Raw genomic sequence first — 25720 nt, forward strand, 5'->3', positions numbered from 1 at the left:
TCTTTTACGCCTGCCCACCGCGGACAGACGGATGCCAGAACGTGACGGCCCGCTCGATCAGCGCGACCAATCCGTAGAAGGCGGAGCCAGCCACCGCGGCGACCGCGATTTCGGCCCAGACCATGTCGACATTCATGCGCCCCACTTCCGTGGAAATGCGAAAACCCATGCCGACGATGGGCGTTCCGAAGAATTCGGCGACGATCGCGCCGATCAGCGCGAGCGTGGAATTGATCTTGAGCGCATTGAAGATGAAGGGCCAGGCGGCGGGAAGACGCAGTTTTATCAGCGTCTGGAACCAGTCGGCGGCATAGGTGCGCATCAGGTCGCGCTCCATGTGGCTGGTCGCGGCAAGGCCGGAGACGGTGTTCACCAGCATGGGGAAGAAGGTCATGATGACGACGACGGCGACCTTCGACGGCCAGTCGAAGCCGAACCACATGACCATGATCGGCGCGACGCCGATGACCGGCAGCGCCGAGACGAAATTGCCGAGCGGCAGCAGCCCCTTCTGCAGGAAGGGCGAGCGGTCGATGAGGATCGCGACCAAAAAGCCGAGGCCGCAGCCGAGCGCATAGCCGACGAGCACGGATTTCAGGAAGGTCTGGCGGAAATCGGCCCAGAGCGTCGGAAGGGAGTTGATCAGCCGCGCCCAGATCATGCTTGGCGGCGGCAGCAGGACGGAGGGGATGGCGAAGCCGCGGACCACGCCTTCCCACAGCACGAGGATGGTGATGCCGAAGACCAACGGCACGGCGAGGCGGGCGGCGCTGTTCGTGGCCGGGATCGAAAATTTTTGGCGCACCAGCCATTCGTTGAAGGCCCAGGCGGCGAGCCAGAAGACGATGGTCGCAAGGAGGATGGAAAGGCTCATGCCCGTGCCCCCATGCGCTTGAGGACGAGGCCATGGGCGAAGCCGACGACGATGACCAGCAGCGCCGCCACCGCCGCCGCCATGAAGAGCGCGGCCCAGATCTGCACCGTCTGGCCGTAGTAGGAGCCGGCGAGCAGGCGCGCGCCGAGGCCGGCGGCGGCGCCGGTCGGCAATTCGCCGACGATGGCGCCGACCAGCGAGATGGCGACCGCCACCTTCAGCGAGGTGAAGAGATAGGGCATGGAGGCGGGCCAGCGCAGCTTCCAGAAGGTCTGCGCGGGCGAGGCATTGTAGGTGTGCATCAGGTCGAGCTGAATCTGTTCGGGGCTGCGCAGTCCCTTCACCATGCCGACGACGATCGGGAAGAAGGAGAGATAGGTCGAGATCAGCGCCTTCGGCATCAGGCCGGAAATGCCGATCGCATTCAGCACCACGATGATCATCGGCGCGATGGCGAGGATGGGGATCGTCTGGCTGGCGATGACCCAGGGCATCAGCGAACGGTCCATGGCGCGGTTGTGCACGATGGCGATGGCGAGCAGGATGCCGAGCAGGGCCCCCATGGCAAAGCCCACCAGCGTCGCGGAAAGCGTGATCCAGGCATGGTAGACGAGGCTGCGCCGGGAGGTCACCGCCTTGTTGACGGTCGTGTCCCACAGTTCGGCAAAGACCTGGTGCGGCGCCGGCAGCACCGGCCGCTCCTGCGCCATGGTTTTCGGCAGCAGTTCCAGGAAGCCGATCGTCCCGCCGGCGCGCGCCGCCTGGTCGCGCTCGAAGGGCGCGTTGAGCACGACGACGAAGACGTACCAGAGGGCGACGAGCGCGAGCAGCACGGTGCTTATCGGAAGCAGGCGGTCTCGGAAAAAGCTTGCCTCACCCATGGCTCAACTCCGCGCCGGGGAGGGCATCAGCATCAGCCCCATGGCGAGAATGCCGAGGCCGACGCCGGCAAGCTGGGTGCTGCTCAGCCGCTCGCCGAAGAACAGGAAGGCGATGACGTTGATCAGCAGCAGTTGGGTGATGGCGGAAAGCGAGATGGCGATGCCGAGCCCCCCTTCGCGCATCAGCTTCAGCATCATCAGGTTGCCGACGACATAGAGCGTCAGGGAGAACAGCAGGTAGAGGATGTTCGTCGTGCCGATATAGGCGCGCGAGGCGGTCGCCGCGCTGATGAAGACGGCCGTCGCGCCGAAGAGCCAGAGCACATAGGAGAGCTTCATCAAACGTGCTCCTCATAGCTGTGCCCCGCGCGCAGGCCCTCGCGCACCCGATGGGCGATTTCGAGGAATTCCGGGGTTTCGCGGATGCCGAGCGGGCGCTCCTTCGGCAGGGGCGATTCGATCACGTCGGTGACGCGGCCAGGGCGGGGGCTCATGACGACGATCTTCGTCGAGAGATAGACGGCCTCGGGAATGGAGTGGGTGACGAAGCAGATCGTCTTGTTGGTTCGCGCCCAGAGTTTCAGGAGCTGTTCGTTGAGATGGTCGCGCACGATCTCGTCGAGCGCGCCGAACGGTTCGTCCATCAGGAGCAGATCGGCGTCGAAGGCCAGCGCCCGGGCGATCGAGGCGCGCTGCTGCATGCCGCCGGAGAGCTGCCAGGGATATTTCTTGCCGAAGCCCGAAAGGTTGACGAGATCGAGCGTGCGCTCGATGCGGGCCTGCTGGTCGGCCTTCGAATAGCCCATGATCTCCAGCGGCAGGGCGATGTTCTTCTCGATGGTGCGCCAGGGATAGAGCGCGGCGGCCTGGAAGACATAGCCATAGGCGCGGCGATTGCGCGCCTCTTCCGGCGTCATGCCGTTGACGGTGATCTTTCCGGAGGTCGGCTTCTCCAGATCGGCGATGACGCGCAGGAAGGTCGTCTTTCCGCAACCGGAAGGGCCGATGAAGGAGACGAAATCGCCCTTCCTGACGGCAAGGTCGACTCCGGTCAGCGCCGTCACCGGGCCGTCGGCGGTCTGGAAGGTGAGGCCGAGGTCCTTTGCTGAAACGACGGTGCTGGAAGGCGTGGCGTGGGACATGGCGGTCATCCTTCGGCGCGGGTTGCGGCAGACTGCATGTCCATTCTCAGCATTGCAATCGGCATTGTCTGCGGTATCACTTTGGGCACGGAATTCTCACGCTGGAACCGGGGGAAGAGACGATGGCGGAGGAACGGAAGGCCGAATGCCGGGTGGTTCGCCCGGGCGGCACCTATGACGGAAAACAGGGGTTCAGCTACTTCGAGGGCATCGCCCGCGAGAGCGTGGGCGCCTCCGGCATCTGCATGCATCTCCTGACGATCCCGCCGGGCGGGCGGGCGAAGGCGCATATGCACGAGAGCCACGAGACGGCGATCTATATGCTCTCCGGCGAGGCGCATACCTGGTATGGCGAGCGTCTGGAGAACCATGTCGTCGTCCGGGCGGGCGAGATGTTCTACATCCCCGCCGGCGTGCCGCACCTGCCGGCCAATCTCTCCGACGCGCCGGCCTCGGCCGTCATCGCCCGGACAGATCCCCACGAGCAGGAGAGCGTGGTGCTTCTGCCGCATCTCGAGGCGCTGGTTGCGATTTAGGCGGCGGGGGAACGCATCCCCCTCTGTCCTGCCGGATATCTCCCCCTCAAGGGAGGAGATCGGCTGGGAGCGCTGATCATACCCCAAACCAGAATGCACGCTTGTCGCGAGCGATGCCTGTATGATCCGGGAAAACGGACCGGCCTTCCGATCTCCCCCCTTGAGGGGGAGATATCCGGCAGGACAGAGGGCGGTAAATGCTGTTCGCAGGCCCCTCACATCTTGCACCGCATCAGCGGCCCCCAGCGCGTGCCGTCCGGAAAGCTCACGGTGTAGCCGCCATTGTCGGGCGTCAGCGTCAGCTCGAAGGGTGTGGTTTCCTCGTATCCTTCCTCGTGGCATTCGGCGGCGACCTTCGTTGCGCCGCCCACCCGATTGCCTTTGCCCTTGAACTCGCAATAGGCGGCGGCGGTGGTAACGCCCTCCTTGTTCAACAGGAAGAAGAAATCGGCGCCGGAGGATTCGCCCGTCTCGGCGTAGCGGCAGCCTTCCGCGTCGCCATAGCTGCCATCGACGATGTCGGCCGCCGCCCCCGCCGGACCGGCGAGAACGATGCCGAGGAGAAGGGCGAGGCGACCGGCGCGGATCATACGCCGCTCGCCGGAATGCCGCTGCGCTCCACCTTGCGCGGCGCGGTGATCTCCTTCCAGGTCGACAGCGCCTTGTTGACGGCCGCAAACGGCTCACGCTTGACGAACTGGCCGTGCCCCTCACGGGTCTTGACCGTCGATTCCTCGATGGCGACCACGCCGCGCGTCAGCGTGTAGCGTGGCAGGCCCACCACTTCCTTGCCCTCGAAGACGTTGTAGTCGATCGAGGACTGCTGGTTCTTCGACGAGATGGTTTTCGAGCGCTTGGGATCCCACACGACGATATCCGCATCCGCGCCGACGAGGATCGCGCCCTTCCGCGGATAGACGTTGAGGATCTTGGCGATGTTGGTGGAGGTGACGGCGACGAACTCGTTCATCGTCAGGCGGCCGGTGTTGACGCCGTGCGTCCAGAGCATCGGCATGCGGTCTTCCAGGCCCCCGGTGCCGTTCGGGATCTTGCGGAAATCGCCGGCGCCGGTGCGCTTCTGGTCCGTCGTGAAGGCGCAGTGGTCGGTCGCCACCACCTGCAGCGAGCCGCTCGCAAGGCCGGCCCAGAGCGAATCCTGGTGCTGCCTGTTGCGGAAGGGCGGGCTCATGACGCGGCGCGCAGCATGGTCCCAGTCCTTGTCGAAATATTCGCTCTCGTCCAGCGTCAGGTGCTGGATCAGCGGTTCGCCATAAACGCGCATGCCGTTCTGCCGGGCGCGGCGGATGGCCTCGTGCGCCTGTTCGCAGGAGGTGTGCACGACATAGAGCGGCGCGCCCGCCATGTCGGCGATGATGATGGCGCGGTTCGTCGCCTCGCCTTCGACGGAGGGTGGGCGGGAATAGGCGTGGCCTTCCGGCCCGTTGTTGCCCTCGTCCATCAGTTTCTGCTGCATGGCGGCGACGACGTCGCCGTTCTCCGCATGGACGAGCGGCAGCGCGCCGAGCGCGGCGCAGCGCTGGAAGGAGGCGAACATCTCGTCGTCGTTCACCATCAGCGCGCCCTTGTAGGCCATGAAGTGCTTGAAGGTGTTGATGCCCTTTTCCTCGACGACGGCCTTCATCTCGTCGAAGACCTGCTCGCCCCACCAGGTCACGGACATGTGGAAGGAATAGTCGCAATTGGCGCGGGTCGACTTGTTGTCCCAGCGCTTCAGCGCGTCGAGCAGCGACTGGCCCGGATCAGGCAGACAGAAATCGACCACCATGGTGGTGCCGCCGGCAAGGCCGGCCCGCGTGCCGCTCTCGAAATCATCGGCCGAATAGGTGCCCATGAAGGGCATTTCGAGATGCACATGCGGATCGATGCCGCCGGGCATGACATAACAGCCCGCCGCATCCAGCACCTCGTCGCCGGAAAGGTCCGGGCCGATCTCGACGATCCTCCCGCCCTCGATCCTGACGTCCGCCTTGTAGGTGAGGTCCGCGGTAACGACGGTTCCGCCCTTGATGACTGTGCTCATTGCGCTGTCCTCTACTGCTTGGTGGAAATGGTGACAGTGCGTGTGTCGACATCCCATTCGTATTCAGTTTCTCCGACACCCTGCTGAAGCAGGCGCGCTTCGATCTCCTCATCGAGGCCACCATCGAGATATTGTACCCACAATGCTTCTGCGGCTTCCTCAGCTTTGGGGCCGGTGAAGACAAAGGTAACGGACTTGCCTGCCATGCTGCTTCTCCCGATGACGTCAGGCTGACCCGAAGAGGGGGCCCGGTTCTCTTAAATCGCGTCGATTGGCTGGGTTCGCAGGTCTTGCCCGCGAGCCGGGCTCACTCAGCAATCCCCGCCGTCTCGATCACCGCATGGAGCAGCACGTCGGCGCCGGCGGCGGCCCATTCCTTGGAAATGTCCTCCGCCTCGTTGTGCGAGAGGCCGTCCACGCAGGGGCACATGATCATCGTGGCCGGCGCCACCCGGGCGGCCCAGCAGGCGTCGTGGCCGGCGCCGGAGATGATGTCCCTATGGCTGTAGCCGAGGTCCTCGGCCGCCTTGCGGACGGTGGCGACCAGCGTCGGGTCGAAGGTGACGGGGTCGAAATGGCCGACCGGCTCGACGGAACAGCCGACGCCGAGCGCCTCGCAGATCTTCGGCGCCTCCGCCTCGATGCGGGTGCGCATGCCGTCGAGTTTCGCCTGGTCCGGCGAGCGGATGTCGACGGTGAAGACGACCTTGCCGGGCAGCACGTTGCGCGAGTTCGGCGAGAAGAACACCTGGCCGACGCCGCCGACGGCGCCCGGCTGGTTCTCCATCGCGACCATCTGCACCATTTCGAGGATGCGGGCCATGGCGAGGCCGGCATTGACGCGCATGGTCATCGGCGTCGAGCCGGTATGCGCCTCGCGGCCGGTCAGCGTGAATTCCAGCCACCACAGGCCCTGGCAGTGGGTGACGACGCCGATATCCTTGCCTTCCGCTTCGAGGATCGGGCCCTGCTCGATGTGATATTCGAAATAGGCGTGCATTTTTCGCGCGCCGACCTCTTCGTCGCCGACCCAGCCGATGCGCTGCAATTCCTCGCCGAAGGTTTTTCCCTCCGGGTCCTTGCGGCCGTAGGCGTAGTCCTGCGTATGCACGCCGGCGAAGACGCCGGAGGCGAGCATGGCGGGGGCGAAGCGCGCGCCTTCCTCGTTCGTCCAGTTGGTGACGACGATCGGGTGCTTCGTGCGGATGCCGAGGTCGTTCAGCGAGCGCACGACCTCCAGGCCCGCCAGCACGCCGAGCACGCCGTCATATTTGCCGCCCGTCGGCTGCGTATCGAGATGCGAGCCGACATAGACGGGCAGGGCGTCGGGGTCCGTGCCTTCGCGCGTCATGAACATGTTGCCCATCGTGTCGACGCCCATGGTGAGGCCCGCGCCGTCGCACCAGGCCTGGAACAGGCGGCGGCCCTCGGCGTCCGAATCGGTCAGCGTCTGGCGATTGTTGCCGCCGGCAATGCCGGGGCCGATCTTCGCCATGTCCATAAGGGAATCCCACAGGCGGTCCGCGTTGACACGCATGTTCTCGCCGGGTGCGGCCATGTCTATGCTCCCATGTCATCGGGCTTTTGCAGCCCCATTTTCGTTCCCACCGGCTGGCGGCGCCCTTGTTGTTTTGCGCCTTCCGATCAGCAGTTGCCTTTGTGCGATAACTGTCTGATAATTTGACCGGTTGGTAAACATTACAGCTTCCGTTGCGGCACTCAAGCCGAAAAACCAAAAACTTGGGCTGCATCCAAGAAAATGGCGGCTGGTTAAACTGGTGAATTTGGCGGCACTTTTCCCGGCGACGGGATGGCCGAGGGGGCACGATGGCATTACCAAGGGCGGCGAGGACACAGCGGCGCACGCGCATCCAGGAGGCGAAGGAGGAGCAGATCCTCGAAGCGGCGCTGGAGGTCTTCTCCCTGCACGGCTTTCGCGGCGCCACCGTCGACCAGATCGCCGAGGTCGCCGGCATGTCCAAGCCGAACCTGCTCTACTATTTCCGCACCAAGGAGGCGATGCACCGGGCGCTGATCACCCGGGTGCTCGATACCTGGCTCGATCCCTTGCGCGAATTCGATGCGGAGGGCAATCCGGTGTCGGAGATCCGCAGCTATATCCGCCGCAAGCTGGAAATGGCACGGGATTTTCCGCGCGAGAGCCGGCTGTTCGCCAATGAAATCCTGCAGGGGGCGCCGAACATCGAGGACGAGCTGAAGGGGCCGCTGAAATCGCTCGTCGACGAGAAGGCGGAGGTCATCCGCACCTGGGCGAAGGCGGGCAAGATCGCCAAATGCGACCCGTACCACCTCATTTTCTCCATCTGGTCGACGACCCAGCACTATGCCGACTTCGACGTGCAGGTGCGGGCCGTGCTGGGGCAGAACCAGGCCGGCGAGGGGCGGTTCGAGGATGCGGCGCGCTTCCTCGAGCAGCTTTTCCTAACCGGCCTCAATGTCAGCGAGCAGCCGGCGTAGATTTCGACTTGGCCGGCTCCACCTTGGGCTGGCCGAAGAGGCTTGCGGCGATCTGCTCGCGTTCGCGCCACAGGGCCGGCAGGGCGAGAAGCGCAATGCAGACGACGGCGATCGACGTCTTGGTGAGCTGCGAGAGTTCCGGCGTGCGCCCGTCCGCATAATAGACCGCGTAGACGATGGCGACATGCCAGACATAGACCTGCAGCGAATGGCGGCCGAGCAGGCGCAGGAAGCGCAGGGTGAACACGCCGGTGACGATGCCCGCGAGCTTGCGGACCCACAGGTTGTGGTGCTTCGGCCCGGCGATCAGCAGCCAGGCGAGACCGGTGGCGACGGCCGCGAAGTTCAGGAGGTAGACCGGGCCGAAATCGGCGCGGATCTCCATGGTCGCGAACTTGTCGAGCACGGACTGCGGCAGCAGGTCCCAGGCCGTGACGATGCGCAGCGGCAGGAAGAACAGGCAGATGGCGAGCGCGACCTTCGGCAGCCGCGTCTTTTCCGGGGAGAAGATGCGGTTCCAGTCGATCCTGTCCTGCGCGGTCAGCGCACCGATGACCAGGGCGGAGAAGAACACGATCTGCCAGCCCAGCATGTTGAAGCTTGCGCGGATGCCCTGGCCGTCGGAGCCGGTGAACAGGGTGTTCAGGGGATCGGTGAGGAAGCGTTGCAGGCCGAGCTGCGCGGCCATCCAGACGATCAGCGAACCGGCCAGCACCTGCGCCCATTTTCCCTTCAGGCAGAGCCAGACGAGCGGCGGGGCGAACAGCATGTAGACGATGTATTGCGGCAGGATGTCCATGAACGTCGGCTGGAACAGGAAGGCGGCGATCGCCGCCAGCCGCAGCGGTTCGTCGAAATTCGTATAGCCGAGCCAGTTGTACCAGAGCCGATAGGCGTCAGGCAGGAACATCTGCACGACGAGCACCGCCATGACCGTGCCCATGGCGTAGCGGTAGAGCTCGAAGGCGCGGTTGCGGATGAGCTGGCGGCCGGTGTCATAACCGTATTTCAGCATCTTGCGGGCATAGACCATGCCGATGAGCAGACCCGAGAGGAACACGAAGCCCTGGGCGTCCTCCACGAAGGCGAACTGGCGATGGTTCACTTCCATCATCCAGTAACCGCCGACAAAGACGAGGTGATTGATCAGCATGAAGACGAGGAAGTAGCCTCGCATGCCGTCGATGATCTCAAACCGCTTCAAATTATGCGCTCCGCCAATACTCAAGGTGCGCCCCAACGGGTCCGCAACGCATGAGGCGGCGAATCGTTCCAGAAAAAATCAATCCGGCAGAAGCGCCATCAGCGCCAGGCCACCGGCGGTGACGAGGGCGCCGGCCAGCACCGGCAGGCTCGCCCAGCCATGGCCCAGAACACCTTCGAGCAGGATGATGAAGCTCGGCGTCAGGTAGCCGTAGCCGAGCACCTTGGAGGCGGGCAGGCGCATCGAAGCATATTGCAGCAGCAGGAAGGTGCCGGCCGTGGTGACCACCGCAAGATAGGTGACGGCGGCATAGACGGCGAAGGGCAGGGCGGAAAAATCCGTCTCGACGAGGCCGCCTATGCCCGGCGGCATCAGCCAGAGCGTCGCGCCCACCGTGACCCAGAAGCCGAATGCGACGGCCGATTCGCCCCGGTCGAAGCGGCGGATCAGCGGCACGTAGAGCGCATGGCAGATGACGCCGACGAAGAAGATCATCTCGCCGGCGCCGACATCGAAGGCGAGGATGGCCTGGATGTTGCCGCGGAAGATCACCCAGACGGCGCCGGCGGCGGCGATGAGCAGGCCGGCGAGCACGCCGGGCCGGGTCCGTTGCCCGAGCACCGGCAGCGCGAAGCCGGCGCTCAGCAGCGGCATCAGCGTGAAGACGGCGCCGGTGGCGACGGGGCTGGTGAATTCCAGCGCCATGAACATGGTGAGCATGTAGACGGCGATCAGCCCGCCGAGCAGCAGGAAGCGCCAGGCCTGCTTCGGCAGGGCCACCGGAACCCGGAAGGCGCCGAAGGCGAGCGCCGCCATGACGACGACGGTCAGGATGTAGCGCCAGAGCATCAGCGGCTCGGCCTCCATGTAGCGCGCCGCAAGCCCCCCGAAGGAGAAGGAGCCGGCGATCAGCACCGCAAAGAGCAGCATGGCGAGGTGGCCCTTCAGCTTTTCGTGGCCTTTGGCGTGAATGGAAAGGCCTGCCGGGGCCGGCATACGCTTCGTCAAGAAAATCATCCTATTGTCTGCGGCGCGGCATGCTCATAGAGCAATTCCGGCAAGTGTGCGCGGCGGTCTTGCGTCCGCAAGTGCGAAAAATCGGGGTGCGCCGCTCCCACAGGAAAGCCGCAATCGCCGCCCATAGGCCGGCGGCACGCGAGAGGACATTGCATGACGACGGCCATCGGCTTCAAGGACACGGACCGCAAGACGAGCGAACTGCTCGAAGACATCATCCAGTCGATCAAGGGTGAGCACATCACGCTGCGCGATCTGCTCGCGATGATGGGCGAAAGCGGCCTGCTTCTGCTCTGCGCCTTCCTGTCTCTGCCGTTCCTGTTCCCCGTCTCGATCCCTGGCGTCTCCACCGTCTTCGGCGCCGGCATCGTGCTGATCAGCGCGGCGATCACGCTCAACCGGCTGCCCTGGCTGCCCGGCAAGGTCGCCGACCGGCGGCTCGAAAGCGGCAAGCTCCGGCCCGTGCTGGAGCGTGGCGTGACGTTCCTGCGCAAGATCGACCGGTTCTTCAAGCCGCGCATGACGGCGCTCACCACGGGCGCGCTGATGAACCGCGTCAACGGCCTGGTGCTGATGGGAGCGGGACTGCTGCTCATGGCGCCGCTCGGGCTCATTCCCTTCTCCAACACGCTTCCCGGCGTCGCCATCCTCCTGCTCGCCGCCGGCATTTCGCAGCGCGACGGGCTGGTGGTGCTCGCGGGCTACGTGATGGTGGCGCTGACGATCGTCTATTTCGCCGCGCTGGCGTTTCTGGCCTATAGCGCGGGGCAGAGTTTTCATTTCTTCGGGTGACGAGGGGCCGACTGCCTCGTCCTTACCCGATCCGCACTCCCTCTCCTTCGTCATCCTCGGGCTTGACCCGAGGATCCACGCACCACGGCATGGACCTGCTTTGTAGCATGGATCCTCGGGTCAAGCCCGAGGATGACGAAGGAGAGGTGCGCGCGCGACGGAGGCGGAGGCAGGGGGGGAAAAGGCCGGGCAAAAAACGCCTTCTCGTTACTCCGCCGCCTGCTTGGCCATCGGATTGTTCGGATGCGTCGTCCAGTTGGCGTAGTTCGGGTCGACCGGCTTGCCGGTGCGCTGGTCCAGGACGCCGGGCTCCAGGCCCACCATGGTGATGCAGTTCTCCACCGGGCAGACGTTGACGCAGAGGTTGCAGCCGACGCACTCGTCCTCCATCACCTCGAAATGCCGGATGCCGTCGACGAACTGCGTGATCGCCTGGTGCGAGGTGTCCTCGCAGGCGATGTGGCAGCGGCCGCACTTTATGCAGGCATCCTGGTCGATGCGGGCTTTGGCGATGTAGTTGAGGTTGAGGTACTGCCAGTCCGTGACGTTGGGCACCGCGCGGGCGATGATGTCGTCGAGGCTGCGGTGGCCCTTGGCGTCCATCCAGCTGGAGAGCCCGGTGATCATCTCCTGCACGATCTTGAAGCCGTAGGTCATCGCCGCCGTGCAGACCTGCACGTTGCCGGCGCCGAGCGCCAGGAACTCCGCCGCGTCGTGCCAGGTGGTGATGCCGCCGATGCCCGAGATCGGCAGGCCGTAGGTTTCCGGATCGCGGGCGATCTCGGCGACCATGTTGAGGGCGATGGGTTTGACCGCCGGGCCGCAATAGCCGCCATGGGTGCCCTTGCCGCCGACCGTCGGGTTCGGCGCGAAATTGTCGAGGTCGACGGAGACGATCGAGTTGATCGTGTTGATCAGTGACACGGCGTCGGTGCCGCCGGCCTTTGCGGCGCGGGCCGGCTTGCGGATGTCGGTGATGTTGGGCGTCAGCTTGGTGATGACGGGCATGCGGGTGTACTGCTTGCACCAGCGCACGACCATCTCGATATATTCCGGCACCTGGCCGACCGCCGCGCCCATGCCGCGCTCGGACATGCCGTGCGGACAGCCGAAATTGAGCTCGATGCCGTCCGCCCCGGTCTCTTCCACCAGCGGCAGGATCGCCTTCCAGCTCTCCTCCTCGCAGGGCACCATGATGGAGGCGATCAGCGCCCGGTCCGGCCAGTTCATCTTGACCTGCTTCATCTCGCGCAGGTTGGTGTAGAGGTCGCGGTCGGTGATCAGCTCGATATTGTTGAGGCCGAGCAGGCGGCGGTCGGCGCCCCAGATCGCGCCGTAGCGCGGGCCGTTGACGTTGACGACCGGCGGGCCTTCCTCGCCGAGCGTCTTCCAGACCACGCCGCCCCAGCCGGCCTTGAAGGCGCGCTCGACATTGTAGGCCTTGTCGGTCGGCGGCGCGGAGGCCAGCCAGAAGGGGTTGGGCGACTTGATGCCGACGAAAGTGTTGCGAAGATCAGCCATGTCTCATCCTCCCCTTCAAGCGACGGCAACAGCGGGCTGCGCACCGGCGGCCAGCATGCGGTTGATGGAATCGGCCGCATCGCGGCCCTGTGCGACCGAGGTAACCGTCAGGTCCTCGCCGGCCTTCACGCAGTCGCCTCCCGCCCAGACATTGGCGATGGACGTGCGGCCTTCCGCGTCGATGGCGATGCGGTTGCCGGCCATGGCGAGCGAACCGAGGCCGCCAGCCTCGAAGGTCTGGCCGATGGCCTTGAAGATCTGGTCGGCGGCCAGCACCCCGGTCTCGCCGGTGCCTGTCAGCTTGCCGTCCCGCATCTCGGTATATTCCACCTCGATGCCGGCGACATGGCCATCTCTTGCGATGACGCGCTTCGGCTGCAGCCAGTGGCGGATCATCACGCCCTTGGAGGTCGCAAGGTCCTGCTCGAATTCCGAGGCGTTCATATGCTCCTTGCCGCGGCGGTAGCAGATCGTCACCTCTTCCGCGCCGAGCAGCTTCGCCTGCACGGCGGCGTCGATCGCCGTCATGCCGCCGCCGATGACGACGACGCGCCGGCCGACCGGGATGGTCGCTTTGTCCGTCGCCTGGCGCAGCTCGGCGATGAAATCGACCGCATCGACGACGCCGGGCAGGTTCTCACCCTCCGCGCCGAGCGCGTTGACGCCGGCAAGGCCCATGCCGAGGAAGACGGCGTCGAAATTGGCGGTGAGGTCGGCAAGCGTGAAGTCGCGGCCGAGCTTCAGGCCGTTCTTCACCTCGATGCCGCCGATGGAAAGCACATAGTCGACTTCCGCCTGGGCGAAATCATCGACCGCCTTGTAGGTGGCGATGCCGTATTCGTTGAGGCCGCCGGCCTTTTCGCGCGCCTCGAAGATGACGACGTCGTGGCCGTTCATGGCGAGGCGGTGGGCGCAGGCGAGCCCCGCCGGGCCGGCTCCGACGACCGCCACGGCCTTGCCCGTGCGGGCGGCGCGCTCGTAGAAATGCTTGTTCTCCGTCATCGCGACATCGGTCGCGTAGCGCTGCAGGCGGCCGATCTCCACCGGGCGGTGCTCGGCGGTGTTGCGCACGCAGGCCTGCTCGCAGAGCGTCTCGGTGGGACAGACGCGGGCGCACATGCCGCCCAGGATGTTCTGGTCGAAGATGGTCTTGGCCGAGCCGATCGGGTTGCCCGTCGAGATCTGGCGGATGAACAGCGGAATGTCGATGGAGGTGGGACAGGCCGTCATGCACGGCGCGTCGTGACAGAAGTAACAGCGGTCGGCGGCGACCAGGGCCTCGTGATCGTCGAGGCGCGGATGAAGGTCGGAAAAGTTCGTCTCGTATTCGGTCGGCGCAAGACGCCCCCGATGGATCCCAGATTGCGTCGTTCCCATGATTATCTCCCATTTGCGTGGGCTTTTTGAATGAGAGAACGGTAACCCAGCTTTATTTTTTTATCAAACGGTAAAAGTTCAAAAGAAAGGCTGGTTTTTCAGGGCTTCCAGCAAAAATAAACATGAGAATTATGGTTATGTTTTCCTGCCGCCTTGCGGGGAGCTGTTCCGGCTGCGCCATCAGATGGCGTTTGACAGGTCGCCGGAAAAGATGCAGCAAATCGTCTGGAACAGCAGGGGAAAACGATGGCGAAGCGGGCGGAAACAACCGGGCGGCTGGACGATGCGGCAAGGGCCGGCTGGCTCTATTATGTCGCGGGCCGCACGCAGGACGAGATCGCCGCCGCCATGGGCATCTCCCGCCAGTCGGCGCAGCGCCTCGTCTCGCTCGCCGTCGCCGAGCGGCTGATCAAGGTGCGGCTCGACCATCCGATCGCCGAATGCCTGGAGCTTGGCGAGGAGCTGAAGAAGAAGTTCGGCCTCGTGCATGTCGATATCGTGCCGAGCGACCCTGGCTCCACTTCCACGACGATCGGCATCGCCGAGGCGGGCGCGGCGGAGATCGAACGCTGGCTGAAGAAATCCGAACCGATCGTGCTCGCCGTCGGCACGGGGCGCACGCTGAAGGCGGCGATCGACCAGCTTCCGGCGATGGAATGTCCGCAGCATCGCATCATGTCGCTGACCGGCAATATCGGGCCGGACGGTTCGGCGGCCTACTACAACGTCATCTTCTCCATGGCCGATGCGGTGAAGGCCCGGCACTATCCGATGCCGCTGCCGGTTCTCGTTTCCTCCACGGAGGAGCGCGACCTCCTGCACAAGCAGAGCCTCGTGCAATCGACCCTCCAGCTCGGCCGCGAGGCGGACGTTGCCTTCGTCGGCATCGGCGAGCTCGGCGCGGATGCGCCGCTCTGCCTCGACGGGTTCCTCGATCCGGAGGAGATGGCCCGTCTGATGGAGGAGGGGGCGGCCGGCGAGATCTGCGGCTGGATGTTCGACCGTGACGGCAAGCTGCTCGAAGGCAGCATCAACGAGCGTGTCGCCTCCGTGCCGCTACCGCCGCGCGAGACCACCACCGTCATCGGCCTTGCCAAGGGCAAGCGCAAATATGCGGCGCTTCTGGCGGCGCTGCGCGGGCGCATGATCAACGGCGTCATCACCGACGAGGCCACCGCCCGCCACCTGCTTTCGGCCTGATCCGGACCGTCTTCCCGGTAAAAATTCTCCATGAGATTCAACGGCCGCTGTCTCGCTTTGTGCGGTGCAGCAACGATTGGCCGTTGACTTGTCGCGACAATATGCGAGTAATTGCCCATGAGCAAAGCAAATGCTCAATACCTTTCTGGGAGGAAGATGATGAATTTGAAGACCCTTTTGCTGGGCACCTGCTCGGCTGCGCTCCTGTGCGGTTTCGCTAATGCCGAAACGCTGACCATCGCCACCGTCAACAATGGCGACATGATCCGCATGCAGGGGCTGACGGACGATTTCACGGCCAAGAACCCCGATATCGAATTGAACTGGGTGACGCTCGAAGAGAACGTCCTGCGCGAGCGCGTCACGACCGACATCGCGACGAAGGGCGGCCAGTACGACATCATGACGATCGGCACCTATGAGGTTCCGATCTGGGCCAAGCAGGGCTGGCTCGTGGCGCTCGACAATCTCGGCGCCGACTACGATGCCGACGACCTCCTGCCGGCCATCCGCTCGGGCCTGACGGGCGAGGACGGCAAGCTCTATGCCGCGCCGTTCTACGGCGAATCCTCCTTCGTCATGTACCGCAAGGACCTGATGGAGAAGGCCGGGCTCACCATGCCCGATGCGCCGACCTGGGAGTTCATCGCCGACGCCGCCCGCAAGATGACCGACCGCACGGCCGGCATCAACGGCATCTGCCTGCGCGGCAAGGCCGGCTGGGGCGAGAACATGGCCTTCCTGACCGCCACCGCCAACGCCTTCGGTGCCCGCTGGTTCGACGAGAACTGGGCGCCGCAGTTCGACCAGCCGGAATGGAAGAACACGCTCGACTTCTACGTCAAGCTGATGAACGACGCCGGCCCGCAGGGCGCGTCCTCCAACGGTTTCAACGAGAACCTGGCGCTCTTCCAGCAGGGCAATTGCGGCATGTGGATCGACGCGACGGTCGCCGCCTCCTTCGTCTCGAACCCGAAGGAATCGACGGTCGCCGACAAGGTCGGCTATGCGCTGGCGCCCGACACGGGCCTCGGCAAGCGCGGCAACTGGCTCTGGGCCTGGAACCTCGCCATTCCCGCAGGCACGCAGAAGGCCGAGGCGGCGGAGAAGTTCATCGCCTGGGCGACCAGCAAGGACTACACCAAGCTCGTCGCCGAGAAGGAAGGCTGGGCGAACGTTCCTCCGGGCACGCGCTCCTCGCTCTATGCGAATGCGGATTATGAAGCGGCCGCGCCCTTCGCCAAGATGACGCTCGACTCGATCAATGCCGCCGACCCGAAGAACCCGGCCGTCAAGCCGGTGCCCTATGTCGGCGTGCAGTTCGTCGCGATCCCCGAGTTCCAGGGTCTCGGCACGACGGTCGGCCAGCTCTTCTCGGCAGCCCTCGCCGGCCAGATGTCGGTCGACGACGCGCTCGCCCAGGCCCAGCAGGTCACGACACGCGAGATGACCCGCGCCGGCTACATCAAGTAATCACCTCCTCCCCAAGGACAGGCTGCCCGGACGCGCTCCGGGCAGCCGATAGATGGGGTGTCGTTTCCGGCGTTTGCCTCTCACCGGCCTGCCGGCATCCTCTCCCCGTACGCGGGGAGAGGAGCGATGGGCTCTCCGTTCTGCCCCTTCTCCCCGCTTGAGGGGAGAAGGTCCCGGCAGGGGGATGAGGGGCGGCTCGCCCTGTAATGATGTCGTGACTGCATTGGCCGGCCATACCGGCTTCGGGAGGAAGATCATGGCGACGGAGAACACGCGTGGTTTGGCGCGTTTGATGTTGGCGCCCTCTGTTGGGTTGCTTCTGGTCTGGATGATCGTGCCGCTGGCGATGACGTTGTGGTTCTCGTTCCAGAACTACAACCTTTTGAACCCGGCCAATGTCAGCTGGGCCGGGCTGTTCAACTATCAGTATTTCTACACCGACCCGGCCTTTTTCCAGTCGATCTGGAACACGCTGCTGATCGTCGGCGGGGTGCTCTTGATCACCGTTGTCGGCGGCATCGCGATTGCGCTGCTGCTCGACCAGCCGATGTGGGGGCAGGGCATCGTGCGCATCATGATCATCTCGCCCTTCTTCGTCATGCCGCCGGTGGCCGCGCTGGTGTGGAAGAACATGATCATGCATCCGGGCTACGGCGTGCTGGCGGACATCAACCGGGCGCTCGGGCTGCAGCCGGTCGACTGGTTCGCGCAGTATCCGCTGTTCTCGATCATCATCATCGTCGCCTGGCAATGGCTGCCGTTTGCCACCCTCATCCTCTTGACCGCGCTGCAATCGCTCGACGGCGAGCAGAAGGAGGCGGCGGAGATGGACGGGGCCGGCTTCGTCTCGCGCTTCGTCTACCTGACGCTGCCGCATCTTGCCCGCTCGATCACCGTCGTCATCCTGATCCAGACGATCTTCCTGCTCGGCGTCTATGCGGAGATCCTCGTCACCACCAATGGCGGGCCGGGCTATGCCTCGACCAACCTGCCGTTCCTGATCTACCGCACCGCGCTTCTCGGCTACGACGTCGGCGGCGCCTCGGCCGGCGGCATCATCGCCGTCATCCTCGCCAACATCGTCGCCTTCTTCCTGATGCGCGCCGTCGGCAAGAACCTGGACAAATAGCTGCCGCCGTTCCGGACGCACAACCGCTCCGCACGTTTCCTGGAACAGCTCACATCAAGGGGATACGACCATGGCTAGAGCCGTCTCGACCAGACGAACCGTCGTCTTCACCATCGCCGCCTGGATCATCGCGCTGATCCTCTTCTTCCCGATCCTCTACACGATCATCACCTCGTTCAAGTCCGAGACCGAGGCGATCCAGGGCTTCGGCATCGTCCCGTCCGGCACGGTGGAGAGCTATGCGGCCGTGCAGGCGCAGAGCAACTACTTCAAGTTCTTCCTGAACTCGGTGATCATCTCGGTCGGCTCGACGCTGCTGGCGCTGCTGGTCGCCGTGCCCGCCGCCTGGTCGATGGCCTTCTCGCCGACGAGAAGGACCAAGGACATCCTGATGTGGATGCTGTCGACCAAGATGATGCCGGCCGTCGCCGTGCTGGTGCCGATCTACCTGATCTTCCGCGACACGGGCCTGCTCGACAGCCGCGTCGGGCTGACCGTCATGCTGACGCTGATCAACCTGCCGATCGTCATCTGGATGCTCTACACCTATTTCCGCGAGATCCCCGGCGAGATCCTGGAGGCCGCGCGCATGGACGGGGCCTCGCTGTGGGGCGAGATCGTCTACGTGCTGACCCCGATGGCGGTGCCGGGCATCGCCTCCACCATGCTGCTCAACATCATCCTCGCCTGGAACGAGGCGTTCTGGACGATCCGCCTGACGACGACGAACGCCGCGCCGCTGACCGCCTTCATCGCCTCCTTCTCCAGCCCGCAGGGCCTGTTCTGGGCCAAGCTCTCGGCGGCCTCGACGCTCGCCATCGCCCCGATCCTGATCATGGGCTGGTTCAGCCAGAAACAGCTTGTCCGCGGCCTCACCTTCGGCGCCGTGAAGTAACGAAACAGACGGGAGGGACCATCATGGGCAAGATCATCCTTAAAAAGGTCAACAAGAGTTTTGGCGCCACGCAGGTCATTCCGGGCATCGACCTGACCATCGAGGACGGCGAGTTCGTCGTCTTCGTCGGCCCGTCGGGCTGCGGCAAGTCCACGCTGCTGCGCCTCATCGCGGGCCTGGAGGACACGACGAGCGGCACGATCGAGATCGACGGGCGGGACGTCACCGGGGAGGCCCCGGCCCGGCGCGGGCTCGCCATGGTGTTCCAGTCCTATGCGCTCTATCCGCACATGACGGTGAAGAACAACATCGCCTTCCCCTTGAAGATGGCCAGGACCGATCCGGCCGTCATCGAGAAGAAGGTGGCGGAGGCCGCACGCGTCCTGAACCTCGCCAACTATCTCGAACGCCGCCCCGGCCAGCTGTCCGGCGGCCAGCGCCAGCGCGTGGCGATCGGCCGGGCGATCGTGCGCGAACCCTCGGCCTTCCTGTTCGACGAGCCGCTCTCCAACCTCGACGCGGCGCTGCGCGGCACGATGCGGCTGGAGATCTCCGAGCTGCACCACCAGCTGAAGACGACGATGATCTACGTCACCCACGACCAGGTGGAAGCCATGACCATGGCCGACAAGATCGTCGTGCTCAACGCCGGCAATATCGAGCAGGTCGGCTCGCCGCTCGATCTCTACAACAAGCCCGACAACCTCTTCGTCGCCGGCTTCATCGGCTCGCCGCGCATGAACTTCGTCAAGGGCGAGGCGGCGAGCCCCTGGAACGCCCCGACCGTCGGCATAAGGCCGGAGCATATCCGCCTCTCCAAGGAGGGCGGCACCTGGAAGGGCGTCGTCGGCGTCGCCGAGCATCTCGGCTCCGACACGTTCCTGCATGTCAATGCCGAGGGCATCGGCATGGTGACCGTGCGCGCCGGCGGCGACTTCCCCGTCACCCACGGCGACACCGTCTTCCTCACCCCCGACGAGGCCCGCATCCACCGCTTCGACGATGCCGGGAAGGCGATCCGATGAAACGGCTGGAGGGCAGGAGCGCGCTGATCACCGGATCGGCGCGCGGCATCGGCCGCAGCTTCGCGGAGGCCTATGCGCGCGAGGGCGCGCGCGTCGCCATCGCCGACATCGACATCGGGCGGGCGCGGGCGACGGCAGGCGAGATCGGGCCGGCCGCCTATGCGGTCGAGATGGACGTGACGCGGCAGGCGTCGATCGACGCGGCCGTCGCGGCCTGCGTGAAGGAGGCCGGCGGCATCGACATCCTCGTCAACAATGCCGCCCTCTTCGATCTCGCCCCGATCGTCGAGATCACGCGCGAGAGCTACGACAGGCTGTTCTCGATCAACGTCGCCGGCACGCTCTTCACGCTGCAGGCGGCGGCCAGGCAGATGATCGCGCAGGGCCGCGGCGGCAAGATCATCAACATGGCGAGCCAGGCCGGCCGGCGCGGCGAGGCGCTGGTCGCCGTCTACTGCGCGACGAAGGCGGCGGTCATCAGCCTCACCCAGTCGGCGGGGCTGGACCTCATCAGGCACGGCATCAACGTCAACGCCATCGCGCCCGGCGTGGTCGACGGCGAGCACTGGGACGGCGTCGACGCGCTCTTCGCCAGATACGAGAACCGGCCGCTCGGCGAGAAGAAGCGCCTGGTCGGCGAAGAGGTGCCCTTCGGCCGCATGGGCACGGCGGACGACCTCACCGGCATGGCGATCTTCCTCGCCTCCAAGGAGAGCAACTACGTCGTCGCGCAGACCTACAATGTCGACGGCGGCAACTGGATGAGCTGAGGCCCGCATGGGCGGGCCGGCAACGAGACGAGACCGGACAACCGGAAGGAATGGACCATGACCACGAAACTGTCGCTCGCCACCCTCGATACGGTCGAAAGGACCGCGGGCGTTCCGGCCTACGGGCGCGGCAGCCTCAAGGCCGGCATCGTGCATTTCGGGGTCGGCAATTTCCACCGGGCGCACCAGGCCGTCTATCTCGACGACCTGTTCAACCTCGGCCGCGATCACGACTGGGCGATCATCGGCGCCGGCGTGCTGCCCTCCGACGCGGCGATGCGCGACAAGCTGGCCGGCCAGGATTTCCTGACCACCGTCGTCGAGCAGGACAACAACCGCTCCGGCGCGCGCGTCACCGGCGCGATGATCGGCTACCTCGCGCCCGGCAATGCGGCGGCCACCATCGCCCAGCTCTGCGACCCCGCCATCCGCATCGTCTCGCTGACCATCACCGAGGGCGGCTACTTCATCAACCCGGCCTCCGGCCTCTTCGACCCGGCCCATCCCGCCATCGCCGCCGATGCCGCCAACCCGGACGACCCGAAGACCGTCTTCGGCCTCATCCTCGCCGGCCTCAGGGCGCGCAGGGACAAGGCCATTGCGCCCTATACCGTCATGTCCTGCGACAACATCCCCGGCAATGGCGAGGTCACGCACGCCGCCGTCTCCGGCCTTGCCCGCCTCTCCGATCCCGACCTTGCCGACTGGATCGACGCCAATGTCGCCTTCCCGAACGGCATGGTCGACCGCATCACGCCGGCCACCGGCCCGCGCGAGATCGGCATCGTGGCGGACGAATACGGCATCGACGACGCCTGGCCGGTCTTCTGCGAGGAGTTCAGGCAATGGGTGCTGGAGGATCGTTTCCCTGAGGGCCGCCCGGCGCTGGAGACGGTCGGCGTGCAGTTCGTGCCCGACGTCGCGCCCTACGAGCACATGAAGATCCGCATCCTCAACGGCGGCCATGCCGCCATCGCCTATCCGGCCGCTCTCCTCGACATCCACTTCGTGCACGAGGCGATGGAGGACCCCGACATCCGCGCCTTCCTCGCCAAGCTCGAGCGCGAGGAGATCATCCCCGTCATCCCGCCCGTGCCCGACACCGACCTCGACGACTATTTCGCGCTGATCGAACGCCGCTTCTCCAACCCCAAGATCGCCGACACGATCCCGCGCCTTGCCCAGGACGGCTCCAACCGCCAGCCGAAGTTCATCCTGCCCTCCACCGCCGACCGGCTGGCGCGCGGCGAGGACGTCGTCGGCCTCGCGCTCGTCTCCGCGCTCTGGTGCCACTACCTCGCCGGCACCACGGACAGCGGCAGGCCCATCGCCTTCAACGACCCCAATATCGAGCGCATCCGCGCCGCCGCAAGCGCCGCAACGACCAACCCAGGCGCCTTCCTCGAACTCAAGGACATCTTCGGTACCGTCGCAACATCAAACCGCTTCGCCAGACGCTTCACCCATGCGCTCAACTCCCTCCAGCAGAAGGGCACCCGGGCAACGCTGAAGGCATATCTGGACGACAGGCTGGTGAATTGAGGAAATCCCCACAAATGCGGGGCTTTCCAACAAGGAGAGCAGACAGTACCACGGGGGCCTGACAATGGAACGGGACGTCATGGCCGCCAAACAGACAGAACTGGTGATCTTCGATTGCGATGGGGTGCTCGTCGACAGCGAGCCGATCTCGATCGCGGTATTGGTCGAGGCGCTGGCGGCGGCGGGCGTCACGATGAGCGCCGAGGAGGCCCACGAGCGTTTCCTCGGCCGCAGCCTGAAGAGCATGTCGGAAATCCTGCATGCCGACTACGGGCTGGCGATCGATACGGCCTTCCTGGAGGCGATGCGCAAGGTGCTCTACGAGCGGTTCCGCACCGAGCTGCAGCCCATCGAGGGCATTGCCGAGACGGTGGACGGGCTCGGCATCGCCCATTGCGTGGCCTCCTCCAGCCAGCTCGAGCGCATCCGCCTGTCGCTTTCCGTCACCGGCCTCATCGACAGGTTCGAGCCGAACATCTTCAGCGCCAGCATGGTCGCGCGCGGCAAGCCGGCGCCCGATCTCTTCCTGCATGCCAGCGCGGTCATGGGCGTTGCGCCCGGCCATTGCGTGGTGGTGGAGGACAGCCCGGCCGGCATCACGGCGGCGAAATCCGCCGGCATGCGGGTGGTTGCCTTCACCGGCGGCTCCCATGCGCGTACGCCGCGCCATCGCGACGCGCTGCTCAGCCTCAATCCCGACGCCCTGTTTGACGACATGCGGGAATTGTTACAGTTTGTCCGCAAGGAAGAGGCCGGCGGGAAAGAGCATTGATGCGCGATCTGATCGTTGCGGTGGACATCGGCACGGGCAGTGCCCGCGCCGGCGTGTTCGACCGGAGCGGCGCTCTGCTGGGACGCTCCGAACACCCGATCGCCCTGCGCCGGCCCAGCGTGAACCACGCCGAGCATGATTCGGAGGACATCTGGCAGGCGGCCTGTGCCGCGATCAAGGCGGCCCGCGCGCTTGCGGGCGTCGAGGCGGGCCGCATCGCGGCGCTCGGCATCGACGCGACCTGCTCGCTGGTCGTCAGGGACACGGCGGGACGGCCGCTGGCCGTTTCCGGCGGCGAGGACGCCCGCTGGGACACGATCGCCTGGTTCGATCACCGCGCGCTGGAAGAGGCCGATCTCTGCACGGCGACGGACCATCCGGTGCTGGCCCATTCCGGGCGTGTCATGTCGCCGGAAATGGAAATGCCCAAGCTGATGTGGCTGAAGCGCCACCGGCCGGAGCAATGGGCGAAGACGGGCCATGTCTTCGATCTCGCCGATTTCATGACCTGGCGGGCGACGGGGTCGAATGCCCGCTCGCGCTGCACGATGACGGCGAAATGGAACTATCTCTCCCATGAAAAGCAGCCGTGGAACGACGGTTTCCTGGCGGCGATCGGCCTTGAGGACCTGCACGAACGCGGTGCGCTGCCGCAGGAGACGCTGGCGGTCGGCGCGGCTGTCGGGCGCCTGACGCCGGAAGCGGCCGCGGAGCTCGGCCTTGATACGGGCTGCGTGGTCGCGACGGGCCTGATCGATGCCTATGCCGGCACGCTCGGCGTGCTCGGGGCCTTTGCCGGCGCACCGGAGGTGCTGGAGCGGCAGCTTGCCCTCATCGGCGGCACGTCGAGCTGCATCGTCGCCTTCTCGCGCGAGAAGCGGTTCGGTTTCGGCATGTGGGGGCCTTATTACGAGGCGGTGCTGCCGGGCTGGTGGCTGGTCGAGGGCGGCCAGTCCGCGACGGGCGCGCTGCTCGACCATGTCGTGCGCACGCACAGCGCGGGCGGCGACCCCTCGGCGGCGAACCATGCCCGCATCGTCGCGCGCATCCGCGAGATGCAGGCGCAGGAGGGCGAGGCTTTCGCCGCGCGGCTGCATGTGCTGCCGGATTTTCACGGCAACCGCTCGCCGCTGGCCGATCCGCACGCGCTCGGCGTGATCAGCGGCCTTTCGCTCGATGCCTCCTTCGACGGGCTTTGCCGCCTCTACTGGCGGACCTCGGTCGCCATCGCGTTCGGCATCCGCCATATCCTGGAAAAGCTCGGCGCGGGCGGCTATCCGCTCGATACGCTGCATGTCACCGGCGGCCATGTGCGCAATCCGCTGCTGATGGAGCTCTACCGGGATGTCACCGGCTGCCGCGTCGTCGTGCCGCAGACCGGCGATGCGGTGCTGCTCGGGACGGCCATGGTGGCGGCGGTTGCCGGCGGAGTGCACGCCGATCTGCCGACTGCGGGCCGGCAGATGTCTCCGGGAAGCAGCACCTTCCTTCCCGATCCCGCCCGCAAGGCCGGTTACGACCGGGACTATCGCCGTTTCCTGGCGCTCCACCGGCATCGCGCCGAACTGGAAGCGATCGACTGAAGATATCCCGAAAAAATTTTCGATCGGCCGGAACCAAGTCCCCCGCTGAGAGTTTCCTTCCCGTCACCGGTCAGCGCATGTCCCCCAAATGCGAGGCCCTCGACCGGTGATCGACCACGATACCGTGTCCCCCTCCGGTCCGTGGATACTCAAGCAGCCAGTGTCTCCCAGACGCTGGCTGTTTTCTTTTGTGGCATGGCGAGAAAATGAAAAGCGGCTGTGCGCATGCCTGCCGTCGCCCGGATGGCAGGCAAGAAAAGGCGGCGGTGGGCGTGCCTCCCACCGCCGCCGGCCGCGCCGCCGCTGCGGCCGTCCGGGAGCGAGATCAGGCCGCGGCGCGCGCTTGCGGGGTGAAGAGAAGAGCCTGGTTGATGAGCACCTTCACCTGCTCCGGATTGAACGGTTTGGAAACGAGGAAGGCCGGCTCCGGGCGCTCGCCGGTGAGAAGCCGCTCGGGATAGGCGGTGATGAAGATCACGGGAATGTCCGTGCGGGTGAGGATGGAATTCACCGCATCGATGCCGGAGCTTCCGTCGGCGAGCTTCACGTCGGCAAGGATGAGGCCGGGTCGGCTGTCGCTCCACAATATTTCGGCTTCGCTCTGCGTGCGGGCGATGCCGGTGACGCGGTGGCCCATGCCGTTGACCATGTGGGCAAGGTCGAGGGCGATCAGCGGCTCGTCCTCGATGATCATGATGCCGGTCTCGGCCTGCGCGGCGATTTCCGCGAAGGCGGCGTCGAGCAGGGTGCGGATGGTGGTCGGCTCGGCATCGAGGATGGCCGCGGTCTTTTCGACGGTAAAGCCCTCGACCGTCGCCAGCAGCAGCGCTTGCCGGGCGAGCGGGGGAACGCCGGACAGGTCGAACGGGGCCTCCGTGCCGGGCGAGATGGTGCCGGCGCCCCGGCTTACCGAAACGGGGAGGGAGGAAATGATGCGGCTGAGAAGACCGAAGAGCGTCGCCTTGTCGTCCTCGCCCTCCGGCATCACGGAGGGATCGACAAGAATGGTTTCGAGGGTCGCGGCCACATAGGCATCGCCGGAGGGCTGTGTTCCGGTCAGGGCGCGGGCATAGCGGCGAAGCGCCGGAAGGTGCGGTCCGATGCGGTCGGAAATCGGCATGGTGGTCCCCTGTTCTGAATTTGTTTGAGTGGCAGTTGACGGTTTGAACGCGGAAGCCAAATTAAGGTTCCGGGGACGGGAACTTTTTTTGAAGCCAGGCATTTTCACGCCGAATTCGTCACAAGGCGCGAATGAAAAATGAGAGTGGCACAGTGAATAGCGTGGACAAGAAGAAAAGAGGCGGGAAACGATCTCCCGCGAGCGACGATCCCAATGCACAGATTGCGATGAAGCTTCGCGCCTTCTACCATCAGGTACAGGATGAGGCGCTTCCCCAAAGGTTCCTTGATCTTCTCGAAAAACTGGATGCTGTGGAAAGCCGCGTCCAACGGGTCGAGTGAGGGTACG

Annotated in this window: 26 protein-coding genes; 13 read left to right on the plus strand and 13 right to left on the minus strand. The window is 65.3% G+C overall.

The window, feature by feature from the left end:
• Positions 1-4: 4 nt before the first annotated feature.
• From EV665_RS22500 to EV665_RS22515, 4 genes are read right to left on the minus strand one after another with little or no spacing between them, the layout of a single operon-like run.
• Positions 5-874, minus strand: a complete 870-nt coding sequence (locus EV665_RS22500) for an ABC transporter permease (RefSeq protein WP_133035775.1) — start codon at positions 872-874, stop codon at positions 5-7.
• The gene (locus tag EV665_RS22505) at positions 871-1755 is read right to left on the minus strand and encodes an ABC transporter permease (protein WP_133035776.1); all 885 of its coding nucleotides are present in this window, start codon (positions 1753-1755) and stop codon (positions 871-873) included. The genes EV665_RS22500 and EV665_RS22505 overlap by 4 nt, the downstream gene beginning before the upstream one ends.
• A gap of 3 nt (positions 1756-1758) precedes the next feature.
• Entirely contained in the window at positions 1759-2094 is a 336-nt protein-coding gene (locus EV665_RS22510) for a hypothetical protein (protein WP_064331001.1), read from the minus strand.
• Positions 2094-2897, minus strand: coding sequence for an ABC transporter ATP-binding protein (locus tag EV665_RS22515; protein WP_133035777.1), 804 nt, complete (start codon positions 2895-2897; stop codon positions 2094-2096). The genes EV665_RS22510 and EV665_RS22515 overlap by 1 nt, the downstream gene beginning before the upstream one ends.
• 122 nt (positions 2898-3019) lie before the next feature.
• Here EV665_RS22515 and EV665_RS22520 point away from each other — a divergent pair, with 122 nt between their 5' ends.
• Positions 3020-3433: a cupin domain-containing protein gene (locus tag EV665_RS22520; RefSeq protein WP_064330999.1), complete on the plus strand. Its 414-nt coding sequence runs from the start codon at positions 3020-3022 to the stop codon at positions 3431-3433.
• 215 nt (positions 3434-3648) lie between these two features.
• Here the strand turns inward: EV665_RS22520 and EV665_RS22530 are convergent, their stop codons facing one another.
• From EV665_RS22530 to EV665_RS22545, 4 genes are all read right to left on the minus strand, one after another.
• Positions 3649-4023, minus strand: coding sequence for a hypothetical protein (locus EV665_RS22530; RefSeq protein ID WP_133035778.1), 375 nt, complete (start codon positions 4021-4023; stop codon positions 3649-3651).
• On the minus strand, positions 4020-5474 hold the full coding sequence (gene hydA / locus EV665_RS22535; protein ID WP_133035779.1) for a dihydropyrimidinase: 1455 nt from the start codon (positions 5472-5474) through the stop codon (positions 4020-4022). The genes EV665_RS22530 and hydA overlap by 4 nt, the downstream gene beginning before the upstream one ends.
• 11 nt (positions 5475-5485) lie before the next feature.
• Positions 5486-5680: a hypothetical protein gene (locus EV665_RS22540; RefSeq protein ID WP_064330996.1), complete on the minus strand. Its 195-nt coding sequence runs from the start codon at positions 5678-5680 to the stop codon at positions 5486-5488.
• A gap of 101 nt (positions 5681-5781) precedes the next feature.
• Complete coding sequence (locus tag EV665_RS22545; RefSeq protein WP_133035780.1) at positions 5782-7032, minus strand: Zn-dependent hydrolase; 1251 nt, start codon at positions 7030-7032, stop codon at positions 5782-5784.
• A 269-nt stretch (positions 7033-7301) separates the two neighbouring features.
• On the opposite strand from EV665_RS22545, the gene EV665_RS22550 reads away from it, so the two are divergent.
• A complete protein-coding gene (locus tag EV665_RS22550) occupies positions 7302-7952 on the plus strand; it encodes a TetR family transcriptional regulator C-terminal domain-containing protein (RefSeq protein ID WP_064330994.1) in 651 nt (216 codons plus the stop codon).
• Here the strand turns inward: EV665_RS22550 and EV665_RS22555 are convergent.
• Positions 7933-9156, minus strand: a complete 1224-nt coding sequence (locus tag EV665_RS22555; protein WP_133035781.1) for an OpgC family protein — start codon at positions 9154-9156, stop codon at positions 7933-7935. The genes EV665_RS22550 and EV665_RS22555 overlap by 20 nt on opposite strands.
• Positions 9157-9234: 78 nt before the next feature.
• Entirely contained in the window at positions 9235-10164 is a 930-nt protein-coding gene (locus EV665_RS22560; RefSeq protein WP_245507799.1) for a DMT family transporter, read from the minus strand.
• A 162-nt stretch (positions 10165-10326) separates the two neighbouring features.
• Here EV665_RS22560 and EV665_RS22565 point away from each other — a divergent pair, with 162 nt between their 5' ends.
• Positions 10327-10965, plus strand: coding sequence for an exopolysaccharide biosynthesis protein (locus tag EV665_RS22565; protein WP_064330992.1), 639 nt, complete (start codon positions 10327-10329; stop codon positions 10963-10965).
• Positions 10966-11172: 207 nt separating this feature from the next.
• Here EV665_RS22565 and preA read toward each other — a convergent pair whose 3' ends face one another.
• Together preA and EV665_RS22575 are read right to left on the minus strand one after the other, a co-directional pair.
• Positions 11173-12486, minus strand: coding sequence for an NAD-dependent dihydropyrimidine dehydrogenase subunit PreA (gene preA, locus EV665_RS22570; protein ID WP_133035782.1), 1314 nt, complete (start codon positions 12484-12486; stop codon positions 11173-11175).
• A 15-nt stretch (positions 12487-12501) separates the two neighbouring features.
• A complete protein-coding gene (locus EV665_RS22575) occupies positions 12502-13863 on the minus strand; it encodes an NAD(P)-dependent oxidoreductase (protein ID WP_064330990.1) in 1362 nt (453 codons plus the stop codon).
• 246 nt (positions 13864-14109) lie between these two features.
• On the opposite strand from EV665_RS22575, the gene EV665_RS22580 reads away from it, so the two are divergent.
• The 9 genes from EV665_RS22580 to EV665_RS22620 all read left to right on the plus strand — a co-directional run bounded on the left by EV665_RS22580 (position 14110) and on the right by EV665_RS22620 (position 24252).
• Positions 14110-15063 (plus strand): sugar-binding transcriptional regulator, encoded by a 954-nt coding sequence (locus EV665_RS22580; protein ID WP_064330989.1) that lies wholly within the window; start codon positions 14110-14112, stop codon positions 15061-15063.
• A gap of 159 nt (positions 15064-15222) precedes the next feature.
• Positions 15223-16536, plus strand: coding sequence for an ABC transporter substrate-binding protein (locus EV665_RS22585; protein WP_133035783.1), 1314 nt, complete (start codon positions 15223-15225; stop codon positions 16534-16536).
• Between the two features lie 256 nt (positions 16537-16792).
• Entirely contained in the window at positions 16793-17665 is an 873-nt protein-coding gene (locus EV665_RS22590) for a carbohydrate ABC transporter permease (protein ID WP_064329351.1), read from the plus strand.
• A gap of 70 nt (positions 17666-17735) precedes the next feature.
• Positions 17736-18560, plus strand: coding sequence for a carbohydrate ABC transporter permease (locus tag EV665_RS22595; protein ID WP_064329352.1), 825 nt, complete (start codon positions 17736-17738; stop codon positions 18558-18560).
• A 23-nt stretch (positions 18561-18583) separates the two neighbouring features.
• The gene (locus tag EV665_RS22600; RefSeq protein WP_133035784.1) at positions 18584-19585 is read left to right on the plus strand and encodes an ABC transporter ATP-binding protein; all 1002 of its coding nucleotides are present in this window, start codon (positions 18584-18586) and stop codon (positions 19583-19585) included.
• Positions 19582-20355 carry an L-iditol 2-dehydrogenase gene (locus EV665_RS22605; RefSeq protein WP_133035785.1) on the plus strand — a complete coding sequence of 258 codons (774 nt, stop codon included), beginning with the start codon at positions 19582-19584 and terminating at the stop codon, positions 20353-20355. Before EV665_RS22600 ends, EV665_RS22605 begins: the two co-directional genes overlap by 4 nt.
• Before the next feature lie 57 nt (positions 20356-20412).
• Entirely contained in the window at positions 20413-21897 is a 1485-nt protein-coding gene (locus EV665_RS22610) for a mannitol dehydrogenase family protein (protein ID WP_133035786.1), read from the plus strand.
• Positions 21898-21976: 79 nt separating this feature from the next.
• Positions 21977-22669, plus strand: a complete 693-nt coding sequence (locus EV665_RS22615; RefSeq protein WP_064332608.1) for an HAD family hydrolase — start codon at positions 21977-21979, stop codon at positions 22667-22669.
• Positions 22669-24252, plus strand: coding sequence for an FGGY-family carbohydrate kinase (locus EV665_RS22620; RefSeq protein WP_133035787.1), 1584 nt, complete (start codon positions 22669-22671; stop codon positions 24250-24252). The genes EV665_RS22615 and EV665_RS22620 overlap by 1 nt, the downstream gene beginning before the upstream one ends.
• A gap of 325 nt (positions 24253-24577) precedes the next feature.
• Here EV665_RS22620 and EV665_RS22625 read toward each other — a convergent pair whose 3' ends face one another.
• A complete protein-coding gene (locus EV665_RS22625; protein WP_133035788.1) occupies positions 24578-25372 on the minus strand; it encodes a response regulator in 795 nt (264 codons plus the stop codon).
• Positions 25373-25533: 161 nt separating this feature from the next.
• Here EV665_RS22625 and EV665_RS22630 point away from each other — a divergent pair, with 161 nt between their 5' ends.
• Positions 25534-25713, plus strand: a complete 180-nt coding sequence (locus EV665_RS22630; protein ID WP_245337296.1) for a NepR family anti-sigma factor — start codon at positions 25534-25536, stop codon at positions 25711-25713.
• Positions 25714-25720: the final 7 nt, after the last annotated feature.

The organism is Shinella granuli (assembly GCF_004341885.1).
GTDB classification, from domain to species: domain Bacteria; phylum Pseudomonadota; class Alphaproteobacteria; order Rhizobiales; family Rhizobiaceae; genus Shinella; species Shinella granuli.